Annotated in this window: 12 protein-coding genes and 1 tRNA gene; 6 read left to right on the top strand and 7 right to left on the bottom strand. The window is 52.3% G+C overall.

Annotated features, from left to right (window positions below; all coding sequences use genetic code 11):
- The 5 genes from H6F43_RS17495 to H6F43_RS17475 all read left to right on the top strand — a co-directional run.
- Positions 1-2,376, top strand: a 2,376-nt coding sequence (locus tag H6F43_RS17495) for an EAL domain-containing protein (RefSeq protein ID WP_190343997.1), incomplete at its 5' end; no start/stop codon positions are given.
- A gap of 3 nt (positions 2,377-2,379) precedes the next feature.
- Complete coding sequence (locus H6F43_RS17490) at positions 2,380-2,877, top strand: hypothetical protein (protein ID WP_190343996.1); 498 nt, start codon at positions 2,380-2,382, stop codon at positions 2,875-2,877.
- 93 nt (positions 2,878-2,970) lie between these two features.
- Positions 2,971-4,134: a GuaB3 family IMP dehydrogenase-related protein gene (locus tag H6F43_RS17485; protein ID WP_190343995.1), complete on the top strand. Its 1,164-nt coding sequence runs from the start codon at positions 2,971-2,973 to the stop codon at positions 4,132-4,134.
- 322 nt (positions 4,135-4,456) lie between these two features.
- Positions 4,457-4,822: a thioredoxin gene (trxA, locus tag H6F43_RS17480; RefSeq protein ID WP_347272430.1), complete on the top strand. Its 366-nt coding sequence runs from the start codon at positions 4,457-4,459 to the stop codon at positions 4,820-4,822.
- Positions 4,823-4,996: 174 nt separating this feature from the next.
- Positions 4,997-6,064, top strand: coding sequence for an LOG family protein (locus H6F43_RS17475; protein WP_190343993.1), 1,068 nt, complete (start codon positions 4,997-4,999; stop codon positions 6,062-6,064).
- A 28-nt stretch (positions 6,065-6,092) separates the two neighbouring features.
- Here H6F43_RS17475 and H6F43_RS17470 read toward each other — a convergent pair whose 3' ends face one another.
- The 7 genes from H6F43_RS17470 to H6F43_RS17440 form a co-directional block, all read right to left on the bottom strand.
- Positions 6,093-6,992: an MBL fold metallo-hydrolase gene (locus tag H6F43_RS17470; RefSeq protein ID WP_190343992.1), complete on the bottom strand. Its 900-nt coding sequence runs from the start codon at positions 6,990-6,992 to the stop codon at positions 6,093-6,095.
- A gap of 694 nt (positions 6,993-7,686) precedes the next feature.
- Positions 7,687-8,205 carry an inorganic diphosphatase gene (locus tag H6F43_RS17465; RefSeq protein WP_190343991.1) on the bottom strand — a complete coding sequence of 173 codons (519 nt, stop codon included), beginning with the start codon at positions 8,203-8,205 and terminating at the stop codon, positions 7,687-7,689.
- Between the two features lie 193 nt (positions 8,206-8,398).
- Positions 8,399-9,214: an inositol monophosphatase family protein gene (locus H6F43_RS17460; protein WP_190343990.1), complete on the bottom strand. Its 816-nt coding sequence runs from the start codon at positions 9,212-9,214 to the stop codon at positions 8,399-8,401.
- A gap of 15 nt (positions 9,215-9,229) precedes the next feature.
- Positions 9,230-9,874, bottom strand: coding sequence for a DUF3318 domain-containing protein (locus tag H6F43_RS17455; protein WP_190343989.1), 645 nt, complete (start codon positions 9,872-9,874; stop codon positions 9,230-9,232).
- Between the two features lie 157 nt (positions 9,875-10,031).
- Complete coding sequence (locus H6F43_RS17450; RefSeq protein WP_190343988.1) at positions 10,032-10,217, bottom strand: hypothetical protein; 186 nt, start codon at positions 10,215-10,217, stop codon at positions 10,032-10,034.
- A gap of 140 nt (positions 10,218-10,357) precedes the next feature.
- Entirely contained in the window at positions 10,358-10,699 is a 342-nt protein-coding gene (locus H6F43_RS17445) for a resolvase (protein WP_199290415.1), read from the bottom strand.
- Between the two features lie 59 nt (positions 10,700-10,758).
- Positions 10,759-11,541, bottom strand: coding sequence for a DUF1350 family protein (locus tag H6F43_RS17440; protein ID WP_190343986.1), 783 nt, complete (start codon positions 11,539-11,541; stop codon positions 10,759-10,761).
- A gap of 169 nt (positions 11,542-11,710) precedes the next feature.
- Between H6F43_RS17440 and H6F43_RS17435 the strand changes: the two genes are divergently transcribed.
- Positions 11,711-11,783 (top strand) — tRNA-Phe (locus H6F43_RS17435).
- The last annotated feature ends 780 nt before the right edge of the window (positions 11,784-12,563 follow it).

The raw sequence follows: 12,563 nt of genomic DNA, 5'->3' as shown, positions 1-12,563 counted from the left end.
GACTTGGTGCTGCGGGTCAGTCGATCGGGAATTTGCTTAGACGTGGTGCCCGCGGCAGGATTCACGCGAATTGATGTGGGGGCAATCGGCAAGCCGTTGACAGAATTGCTGCCTATGAAGCTGGTGCAGCAGTATCTAACCGCGATCGAGCATGCCTTTGCAACAGGCACCACGCAGTGTTGCAACTCAAGCCTTTGGGTCGAGGGCGAACAACGATATCAAGAAGTTCGCATTGTTGCTAGTAGCGACGATGAAGTGCTGATGATTGTGCGAGACATCACCGAGCACAAGCAAGCCGAAGAAACCAACGCGATGCTGGCGGCAGCCGTAGAGCATGCCGTCGAGGCGATCGAAATCACTGACGCCAATGCCCGAATTGTCTACGTCAATCCTGCCTTTGAGCGTCTAACTGGCTTTAGCCGTGCAGAAGTCGTCGGTAAACCGGCTCTGCTGTTCTGGAGCGAACAGCACGATCGGGCGTTCTACCAGGAAATCTGGGACACCGTCTCCATTGGGAACCTGTGGCAGGGCGACCTTGTTGGACAGCGTCGGGATGGGTCGCTATATCAGCAAGAAGTGGTGATTTCGCCGGTTCAAAACTCCGCCGGAGCTGTAATTCATTACATTGCGGTGAAGCGAGACGTGACAGAGCGGAAGCAAACCGAAGCGGCACTAAAGCGCTACCAGCTTTTATCTCAGCACGCCCGCGACATCGTATTGTTTATGCGCCCGGATGGGCAAATCGTAGAAGCAAACAACGCAGCAGTTGAGGCGTATGGCTACAGTCACGCAGAACTGCTAACGCTGAGCGTCCATCGGCTACACGATGGCTCCTCTGCAACCTCGATCGAGGAGCAACTGCGGTTGCCCAATGGGCAGGGCGCGCTGTTTGAAGCCGTGCACTGCCGCAAAGACAGCAGCCGCTTTCCGGTAGAAGTCAGCGTTCAGGCAGCCGCGATTGGGCAGGAAACGTTGCTCCTTAGCATTGTGCGAGACATTACCAATCGCAAACGAGCCGAAACGACGCTGTTCCACAATGCATTCCACGATGCCCTAACCAATCTGCCGAATCGATCGCTGTTTATGGATCGGCTACGACGGGCAGTGCAACAGTCCACTGAGAACGAGTACAAATTCGCGGTGCTATTTCTGGATCTAGATGGATTTAAGGTAATCAACGACGGCTTAGGGCATTTGGCAGGCGATCAACTGCTGGTGGCGATCGCTCAGCGGCTGTCTAGTTGCCTCAGCCCAAATGATACATTGGCTCGCTTTGGTAGCGATGAGTTTACTATTCTGCTGGAAGACGTTCAGGATTTAAGCTACGTAACACAAACTGCCCAGCGGATTCAACAGGAGCTGACCCTTCCATTTAAGCTCCGAGGGCAGAATATTTTTACCACTACAAGTATTGGCATTGCCCTGAGCACGCCTGAGATCGAGCAGCCGGAAGACCTGCTACGCAGCGCGGATACGGCACTGTATCGAGCAAAAGCCTTGGGTGGAACGCGCTACGTGGTCTTTGATGAGGAAATGCACAACCGCGCTTTAATGCGGCTGCACTTGGAAACGGATCTGCGGCACGCTCTTGCTGACCCGTCTCAGTCCTCATCGGGTGTGTTAACGCTACCGGAACCTGAGCATCCAGAGTTTCACGTTCATTACCAGCCAATCGTCTGTCTTAAAACGTTAGAGATCCAGGGATTTGAGGCGCTTGTTCGCTGGCAGCATCCAGAGCGCGGTCTGATCTCGCCCGGCTCGTTTATTCCAGTGGCGGAAGAAACGGGACTGATTGTGCCGATCGGGCTGATTGTGCTGCGGGCGGCATGTCGCCAGATGCAGCGTTGGCAGCAGATTCCGACAAAGCGTCCCCTCACCATTAGCGTCAATCTATCGGTCAAGCAGCTTACCCAGCCTGATCTGGTTGAGCAAATTTGCCACGCCCTCGAAGAAACGCAGCTTAGCCCCGCCCACCTGAAGCTTGAAATTACCGAGAGCGCCTTAATGGATAATCCGGAGGTTGCGGCTCGAATGTTGGGCGAGCTGCAAGCGCTAGGAGTGCAGCTATCGCTCGATGACTTTGGCACTGGCTACTCGTCGCTGGCCTATCTGCATCGCTTTCCGATTAACACGCTCAAAATCGATCGCTCGTTCATTAGCCGCGTCGATACCGATGGCGAACAGCTCGAAATTGTCCGGGCGATCGTCACCCTTGCCTGGAATCTGGGCATTGAGGTTGTAGCTGAAGGCATCGAGACGAACACGCAGTTGGCTCAGCTCCGGGCGCTACGGTGCGAGTACGGGCAAGGATATTTCTTTTCCAAACCTGTGGCTAGCGAGATGGCAACTGCTTTGATTGTGAAGGATAAGGAGTAGAGGATGAGAGGGTATTGGCTCGGCACGCTGTTGGGCCTGGGCGCAGCGTTCGTCGCGCTGCCTGCTATGGCAGCGCCGGTGCAGCTTCAGGTGTTTAAGGCAATCAGCGCTCAAGAAACGCGCTATCGCTGCCCAGAGACGGTGACCGTGATGCAGCAGTCACAGCCCTACCGTGAAGGGGGATACACGATCGACGGGTCCGCGCGGTTAAGCTGGTTAGCAGAGAAATTTGCGATCGCGGCGAGTGACGAGTTCAGCGTGACCTGGGTCGGAACGCTAAAGTCTCCGTATCGTCAATGTAAAGCGACGGCGGGAATGGTCAAGCAAGCTGATGATGAGTATGGTGGACCGTCTTACCTGCGGATGCGGTTTGCAGGCGGCAAGGTCTATTTGATTTTAGACATGACCGGAATGCGGGATGCGAACCGGCTTACGCCAGCGATTACCCGCAAGGCAGTACAGAATGGCAGCCCGGTCTGGAGCTGGTCGGGAACCGATTGATCGATCGCTCCACCATTGCTGCCTACTGATGTCATCAGCCTCTGTTTGCTGAAATTTGATACCCTAGTTCAAACACAATTGGGGACGGGTCGCGTGGACATTCAAATTGGCAGGGGCAAAACGGCTCGCAGAGCATATGGCATTGACGAAATTGCGCTGGTTCCAGGACCGCGCACCCTCGATCCGAGGCTGGCAAATACGCACTGGCGCATTGGTGGCATTGAACGAGAAATTCCCATCATTGCCAGCGCAATGGATGGCGTAGTAGACGTGGGCATGGCAGTAAGGCTATCGCAGTTGGGAGCGTTAGGAGTCCTCAACCTGGAAGGAATTCAGACGCGCTATAACGACCCGAATCCGATTCTGGACCAGATTGCGTCGGTTGGAAAAGAGGAGTTTGTCACGCTGATGCAGCGGCTCTACGCAGAACCCATTAAGCCAGAGCTAATTGAGCAGCGAATTCAGGAGATTAAGCAACAGGGCGGTATTGCGGCAGTCAGCGCGACGCCAGTGAGTGCTGCGAAATTTGGTTCCGTCATTGCGAAGGCAGGCGCAGACTTAGTGTTCGTGCAGGCAACGGTTGTGTCTACGGCACACCTGTCGCCTGAGTCGATCGCGCCGCTGGACCTGGCGCATTTCTGTCAGGAAATGCCGATTCCAGTCATTTTGGGCAATTGCGTTACCTATGACGTTGCCTTGAATCTAATGAAGGCGGGCGCGGCAGGTGTCTTGGTAGGAATTGGACCAGGAGCTGCCTGTACGTCTCGCGGCGTTCTGGGTGTTGGCGTACCGCAGGCAACCGCGATCGCCGACTGTGCCGCTGCCCGTGATGACTATCACCGCGAAACTGGAAACTACGTTGCCGTCATTGCGGATGGCGGCTTGATCACAGGGGGTGACATCTGCAAATGCATTGCCTGTGGTGCTGATGGCGTTATGATTGGCTCTCCGTTTGCTAGAGCGCAAGAAGCCCCCGGACGCGGCTTCCATTGGGGAATGGCAACACCCAGTCCAGTCCTACCACGTGGGACTCGAATCCGGGTAGGAACGACGGGCACATTGGAGCAGATTCTGCGCGGTCCGGCTCAGCTTGATGACGGCACACATAATCTATTAGGTGCGCTGCAAACCAGCATGGGCACCCTGGGCGCAAAGGACATCCGAGAGATGCAGCAGGTCGAAGTTGTAATTGCACCGTCGCTGCTGACTGAGGGCAAAGTTTACCAGAAAGCTCAACAGTTAGGCATGGGTAAATAGTCGTACGTTCGTGATCAAATTCTTAAAACTTTTTCAGTCTTCGTAAAAGAGCTGGAAAAGCAAAAAGCGTCGTCTACAATAGAAGAAGCGGAGACGCATGTTTCCGTTCACTCCTCACACCACACTCCGCCTGAACGTTCCGTTTAGGCGGTTCCTTGTTTTTAAAGATGTTTTAAGAATAGTTACTTAACAGCGGTTAGGTTAGTTCGATCGCGCCCTGATTCTGCTAGCTTCCTTGCTCTTCGCTCTCGTCTGCGCATTCCCCTAGGGTTGCTATGTCCAAATATCTAATTATTTCGGGACAGGGCGGCTCTTTTTGCCTATGGTAGAATCTTTAGAAAACGAATTGGCAAGGATTTCCAGCATGTCAGCAGCCGCACAAGTTACAGATACTACATTTAAGCAAGAGGTTCTTGAAAGCGAAGTTCCCGTTCTGGTAGATTTTTGGGCACCTTGGTGCGGCCCCTGTCGTATGGTAGCGCCGATCGTAGACGAAATCGCTACACAGTACGATGGACAAATTAAGGTCGTCAAAGTGAATACAGACGAGAATCCTAGTGTGGCAAGTCAGTACGGCATTCGCAGCATCCCCACGTTGATGATCTTTAAAGGTGGGCAGCGTGTAGATATGGTGGTTGGAGCCGTTCCCAAAACTACCCTATCGAACACGCTAGAGAAGTACCTCTAGCACTCTATCGCTTTGCCCGATTGTACTAGTTGTTATTGTCTTCTACTGGTGCCCCAGCAAGGTCTGGGGCATTTTTCTGGTCAGGAAATTTTGCTAGGACTTTATATAGAATGCCAATTCGAGTAGCGCTAAACTCTCGCGATACAATAGGATGCTCTCTGTTCGGAGGACTTCATGGCTTCGTCACCTTTGTCTGACCCATCTGAGTCGCTTTATGCAGATGTGATCCAATTGTTGAATCAACTGCCGAACAAAAAGCACGGTGAATTGATTCAGTTGGCGCTTGCCACGATCGTGCGAATGGCAGATGAAGACATCGATCGCCTCGACTGGAAAATTTGCAACGCTGCTCTGCGAGATATGGAGCAAGCCTTTCAGACGTTCTATCCCTACCGACACGTGCGGAAAATCGCCATATTTGGCTCGGCTCGCATCGTACCCAGTGCGCCAGAGTATGAGATGGCGGTGGAGTTCGCCCGTCGCGTTGTTGAGCAAGGATTTATGGTGATTACGGGCGCAGGGGGCGGCATCATGCAGGCAGGTAATGAAGGAGCCGGAGCCGGAAACTCGTTCGGGTTAAATATTCAACTACCGTTTGAGCAGGGTGCCAATCCGTTCATTGAGGGCGATCGTAAGCTAATTCCCTTCAAGTACTTCTTCACCCGCAAAGTGTTCTTTCTGCGCGAGAGCGACGCTCTGGCTCTATTTCCAGGCGGATTCGGAACGCAGGATGAAGCGTTTGAGTGCCTCACCCTCAGTCAAACAGGCAAATCGTCCCCCATGCCGCTCGTGCTAATCGACAAACCGGGCGGTGATTATTGGCACGACTGGGACGCCTACATTCACAAACAACTGCTTCAACGCGGCTTGATTAGCCCAGAAGATCCGCAGATTTACACGATTACTGACCGCATCGATGTGGCGTGCGAGGCGATCGCCAGTTTCTATCGCGTATTCCACTCCTGCCGCTATGTGGGAAATCGCTTAGTGATTCGATTGAACTCGGAGGTGCCAGACGAGGACGTGGAGCGGCTCAATACTCGCTTCAGCGACATTCTAGTGAAGGGGCGCATCGAAAAGAGCGCTCCGCTCCCTCAAGAAGCGCAAGACGCTACTATGGGCGCGTCTCGTCTAGTGCTGCATTTTAACCAACGCGATTTAGGACGGCTGTATCAGCTAATTGGCGAGATCAACCGCATGGGACTGCCAACCGAAGAAGCGCGACATCCAGAGCGGAAATGAGCCGTGTAACTAACGAGCAATTAGCCTATTAGACAGGCAAAATCATTCCCTCTTTTGCCATCACAGCATTGGGAAACACTGCCTGCACCTGCTTCGCGATCGTGTCTAAGAAATCGTCGCTGTGGTTGGGGTCATGGTGAAAGACGACGGGTTGCTTCACGCCTGCTGCTTCTGCCAGCCTTAGCGCCTCCTGCCAAGTCGAGTGCCCCCAGCCAACTTTGGGAGATTTAGGGTCGTGGTATTCCTCATCGGTGTAGCAGGCATCGTAGATCAAAACGTCAGCGTTGCGAGCAAGATGCAGCAGGTTTTCGTCCAGACGATCGGGATAGTGCTCGGTATCGGTGGCATAGACTACCGTGCGTCCTCGCCACGTTACTCGATAGCCCATTGCAGTGTTCGGGTGATTGAGTGGTCCAGTTTCGATCGTGATGTCGTCAAGCTGCATCACATCCCCAGGCAGCAAGTCGTAAAACTTGAGATCCGACTGCATTACCTGAATCGGTACTGGAAAGTTCGGGTGCAGCATCTGGTCGCTGAGCCGCTGTTTCATCGTGGCTCCATTCGGGGCGATCGAGCCGTAGATATGGAAGCAGTTGCCTTTAATGAACGCGGGGACAAAAAACGGAAACCCTTGGATATGGTCCCAGTGAGAATGGCTGAAGAAGAGGTACGCCTCAACGGGCAGATACTTCAGGAGATGTTTGCCTAACACCCGCAATCCAGTACCACCGTCAAAGATTAGCCGTTTGCCTCCAACACGCATTTCCACGCAGGACGTATTACCGCCGTAGCGGACGGTTTCTTGGCCAGGAGCAGGTATGCTGCCTCGTACACCCCAAAACTGCACAACGAACTCTGGAGCGTGGCTTGTTTCCTCTGCCTCTGCGTGATCAGACGGATGATTGGGTGCAGATGGATCAATAGACATTGTTGCTTGATTTCGCCTTTTCTAGCAGATTCGGTGGATTGACGGACTTTAGACGCTATGAAAATCAACGAGAACAACGGTCAGAGGCTGAAGCAGTCCATTACGGCAGGGATCGTTTACCGAGTCGTGGCTTCCATACAATGTCATACACGAATGCTGACGCAATTTCATGACTTCTGAATGCTCAAAAATCAAGAAGAGCCGCTAGCGACTTGGGGACAAAGTCCAAAAGCAGATCCTTGCTTCTAGGGTAGAGTTCCCGCTAGGTTCCGTAAAGTTACATCAAGCGTTGCAGTAATTTCTATGGTACCCACATCCTCTCGAACAGCAGCCGTTAGCCTACAGATCCAGGGAGACTAAATTAGAAGCCATACACACTGACGAATCACCAAAGTCAATTGGTAACAACTCCGTCCTTACTGGCTTCCTATCTTACTTCTACTAGCGCAACTTCAAGAGTCAGGAAGGCTTACAGATCAAGAAGAGAACTAAACAATTGCTTCGACATCTACTGATTTATTAATATTAATGCTGATTAGAGGGATAAGTAAGGGCGTGTAGCATACTACACGCCTGTTAGAGAAGGCTTACACCTCTAGATAGGGCAAGGTGAAGCATTCAGGGATGCATTCCAGAGTGCCAAAAATTTCTGCCCGTAGTTGCTTTCCACGGGCTATGCACAAGATTACGATGCTTAACCCTTCGCGTTGCCTGCTTGGATGCATTTTTCAACTAGCGGCATCACGTGATCGACATCTTTCCAGCCAAGAATCTCCGTCACTTTCTTCTCTAAATTCTTGTACGTCCTGAAGAACTCGGCAACTTCATCTAAACGGTGGGGTGCAACGTCTGTAAGCGACTTAACGTTGATATAGCGCGGGTCTTTATCAGGTACGCACAGGATCTTTTCGTCTCGATCGCCACCGTCAACCATCTCCAGCATTCCGATCGGGCGCGCTGCAATCACGCAGCCAGGGAAAGTTGGCTGATCCATAATTACCATGCCGTCGAGCGGGTCGCCATCGTCTGCGAGCGTGTTTGGCACAAAGCCATAGTCAAAGGGGTACTGCACCGAGGCATACAGCACGCGATCGAGCGCAAAGGCGTTCAGGTCTTTGTCAAATTCATACTTATTTTTGCTGCCTGCTGGAATTTCGATCAGCACGTTCAACAAACCGGGCTTTGGCTGGGGCGGAATACGCGAAAGATCCACAACAATTCTCCTAGTTCAAACGAGTTAGGGATAAAAGACATCAGTGATCACTTCCAGGAGTTGAGCGTTGCTCAGCCCTCAAGCTGGAAATTTTTATCGATGCTTTATAGAATCCCCGAATAGCATTTTAGGGGAAAGAGGGTGAGGGAGTATGAGAGTTGCGAGTGCCAAGTAAAGCTAGCTGTTTCTACATTCAGTGCTCTGCTTTCTGACCGATCGACGCTACAAGCGGTTGAAAGACCGGTTGCAGTTTGGGTTGGGCAACGATGAGCGTGGGAAACGATCGACGGCTGTAGTCGTAACCGGACTGTAGCGGAAAGATGGGATCAGGTTCCAACGATGTCCAAACGCCGCCTGCTGCTTGAACGATCGGCCACACTGCCGCAATGTCCCAGATTTTGGGCGTAGCTTCGACACCGCCGAGGGTGGCTCCAGCGGCAACGGTGAGCAAGTTGTAAGTAGCGACGCCCAGCATGCGAATTTTGCACGGAAAGGGATGGGCTAAGAGTGACGTGCTGCGAGTGCAGAGGTTGAAAAAGTGGTTTGAGGTTAAGGCATCGGGGCTAGTGTGGATCGAGCGCTGATTCAGAAAGGCTCCTGTAGGCAAATCCAGACCCGAATCACCAGACCAGTAGCCATGAAACGACTGTCTCAGCGGTGGCAAATGTACGTAGCCGAAAACAGGAGTACCGCGATACAGCAACCCCAGGGAAATTGCCCAGATTGGCAACCCCCTCGCAAAGTTGGTTGTGCCGTCTAGTGGATCGATAATCCAGCACCAGTCGGTCGCTGGGAAAATGTGCTCGACTTCCTCGCTAAGAACGCCGTGATCAGGAAACGCTTCCCGGATCGATCGCCGACACTCCTCATCCGACCAGCGATCGGCGTGTGTCACCAAGCTACCGTCTGCTTTTTCAGACGCTTGCACATGCCCAAAATCCTGCAGCAGCTTTTCACCCACTCGCTGCGTGGTGGTTTGAGCAAAATCAAGGAGGTGCGTCCAGTCCATGCGGTGATCGCAGAGCTAGTAGGCTTCTGAGGCAGGCGTTTTCAGCTTTGATTTGGCTTTAGCGGCGCTCTTCTTCAGGGCATCCAGCCGCGCTTCATAGCGCGATCTCAGCTTTTTCTTCGGCGACTGCTCAATCAGGGCTTTTAGTGCGCTACCAAGGCTCTTGTAAGCGTTAGGCAGGGTGTAGCCGAACCGGGTCGCTAGAGAAATTGCCTTTTCATCCGCCTCGACCAACTCTTTGACGACGCGATCGCCATTATTTTTTTGATACAGCCGCCAGCCAGAGACGCCACACAGCCCCAGCGCCAGCAGCAGCAGTAAGCCATCTTGTACCCATAGCTCGCCCACGGCACCGCCAAGACCGATCGCCAAGGCTGCCATCTCCCAGCCGTCTTTCGGGATCGTGTCGCTTTGAATCCGAGCGACCTCGTGCCAGAACAGCAAATTGCGCTGGTCCAGCGCCAACTGCTCCCACTTCACCATGTCAATCTGGACTTCCACTTCGTCTCTGCCAATTTCTTCGCAGGTAATGAGTGGAGGATTGACGGCAGTTGTTCCCTCCACAGACACCCAACTCTGAAGTTCTGGCGGCAGCAGCGTCCGTAAGCGGCGCAGTTCGCTCATTTCGGCTCTCGCCGTGGAGGATGCGTATGATGTCATGGTCCAGCCCCAAAATCCAAATAGACACTCTTCTAGGATCATAGCGATCCTAAGCTGAATGTGTGGAACCCATTGTCCCCGATTCTGCTTGCGATCGCAAGCTTCGCAGAAATATCACAAACAGCATATCGCGATTGCTGTAGTCACAGTGGTGTTGTCACTCACGGCTCGATTCTTGAAGCGCGTAAGGTGCCATAGACGGAGCATCTGCACGACTAGAGTAGTGAGCAATCATCGCTAAGGGTAAGGCAAGGGTCAGCACCGCAATCAAGATTCCTAAAAAATCAGCGAACTTGTTTGCCTGTCGTTCAGGGGAACTTGTAGACTGACTTGCAGGTTGCATATGTCTCAAAATTGAACCAACGCTGTTGCGTACGGTTGGCTTCATGTTGAACCAGCAAGCTACCGCACTTGGCGATTATTCTAGCGAGGTTTCTGCTTCGGCTTTGTTTTGGGTAAACAATCGCAATGTGAACCTTTGCGTTACGATCGCTCCCTCAAAGTTTGGTGAATACGCTGTAGCTCCTGCAAAATTGCGCTCAGCACCTCTTGCGTAGGGGTCGCCGGAGCGTCATGAACTTCAATTGTCACCTGCCTAATCTTCAGCACCTCTTTGGCGAATCGGGCTACCTCGTTCGGATGAAACAGCAGCCCGTCGTCTTTGTTCAAGCGCAGTTCAGGATTTAAGCGCTTGGGATTGTAGGGAGGGTTTAAGCAGATTGGGTCCGTGTTGGCGTAGCGATAAATTGATGCTCTGGAGCGATTCAACGCCTTTTGAACCGTTTCGATGTCCATTAACCCGTTTTGCTCAGTTTCAGCCTCCATAGCCATCCGTGTCGTAAGTTCCAAGTTTAGTCTCAGCGAATCCTAGCATGAGATTGGGCTTACAGTGACGCTAATGGATTTAACCAGCGCAGAATTGATCGCTCTAGCTGGTGCAGCTCTCGATACACTTCCTGCCGCATCCACTGCGCGATCGCATCAAATGGTGTAAACACCGCGCCCGCCTGCCAGTTGACGTCTGGACCCAGCGGCGTTAGGTGCGTCCCTGGAAGCGTTTCTGCCGTCACCATATTGGAACGCGATCGCAGCAGCGTCGCTAGGGGAGTACTCTGGTCCAGCGTATCGTTGGAAAACTTGATCAGCAGATTGCGCCGCACCTGGTACTCGCGCTCCACAAGCCGATTTGTCTCCAGCGGCGAAGGCGTAAACTCCAATGAGAAGCCCGATGGCATTTGCGAAAACACCGAGGACAGTTGCTCAACCAGCGGAACGGCGTCGCGGGCAGAAAAATTGTTGAAGGACATCAGCACGTTACCTGCCCGCTCGACGGTGAATAAACTGCCAATCAGCAAGTGCAGTTTGCAGCCCATGCTGTGTCCAATCCCGTAGATGGGCAGATACCGCTTTCGCAGTCGGGTGTCGTACAGCGTTTCAAGCGTGCGATCGAAGTTGCGAAGGACGGCTTGCGCGATCGCGCTGTGGTCAAACGTGTTGACAAACGGAGTAGCGACGACAGCGTATCCTTGCGCTGCCAAGCGCTCTAACAAGCGCCTGTACGTCACCTGCGGCGCAGTTGCGACGAACGCGCCACCTAAAAAATGCACGATCGCGGTGGGTCGATCTGGAAGTAGCACCCAGTTGCCCGAAATTTCTTGCCAATCCATAAGCAGTCGTCAAGGGAGAAACCAAAAACAGCCCAGTCCCTATTCTGCCGCAGGACTCACAGGTTTCGCCGACTAACTTTAGATGCTTGCTTGGCATTCACGTTGAAAGGGCTTGAATTAACTGGAAAGGTTTGCTATTTTGGATAAGCACTGAATTTCGATTCAGCCTGCCGGGATAGCTCAGTTGGTAGAGCAGAGGACTGAAAATCCTCGTGTCACCAGTTCAAGTCTGGTTCCTGGCATTCAAGCAAATCAACGAAAAAGCCTTGAGACAAAACGTCTCAGGGCTTTTTCATTTTCAATCTTGCTGAACATTTGTTCTATTTTTAGGCATTTTTGGGTTACGTTAGAGCGTCGATTGGGGGAGAATTGGGGGAAATCTATAGCAGTGTAGTGCCACCGCTCAACACCAACGTACTGCAGTAGGGTTTGAAGATGTCCTCCAAGAACCAGCCTAAAAAGGGAAGTAAAGGGTCAGTTCAAGACCACTAAAGGGCGCTTGCAAATCGTCTTCTCATACTCGGTCGAGGAGAACGGGGAAATCAGACGGAAACGCTTCTACATCTCTACGGGTTACGCCGATACCCCGCTAGATCAGCAGAGGGCGGGCACTGGAGCACTGAATTTACCATTGATAAAGTCTCCTAAGACGAGTTAACAATACTAAATGTAGGTTTTGAAGCAGTTTACCACCTCTACTTGTTTTCACAAATGATTTGGGATTGCTATAGCGTTTTCAGACATCACAGTATCTGTAGATGACCTGCTGAGCCAGTAGTTTCAATTTGGAACCGCTCGATTCAGTTGCTGGGTGAGTGAAGCGAGATCCCTTGGCTGAAGCAGTCTTTAAAGTTTATCGAGCGCTACGATCGCCGAATCTAGACACCGCAAAGGAGCGTATTCAGCTATCTCTGAAAGTCAAAATTTCTGAAGATGAATCGTGAGTTTATCAGGACTGCTTGCCGTTTGATCGCTCATTTAACATCTGCTTAAACAACTCAAACTGCTGCTGTTCTTCCTCA

This window comes from Leptolyngbya sp. FACHB-36 (assembly GCF_014695955.1).
GTDB lineage: Bacteria > Cyanobacteriota > Cyanobacteriia > Leptolyngbyales > Leptolyngbyaceae > FACHB-36.
The sequence above is the reverse complement of the archived record's forward strand: the minus strand, read 5'-3'. Positions and strand labels throughout refer to the sequence as shown.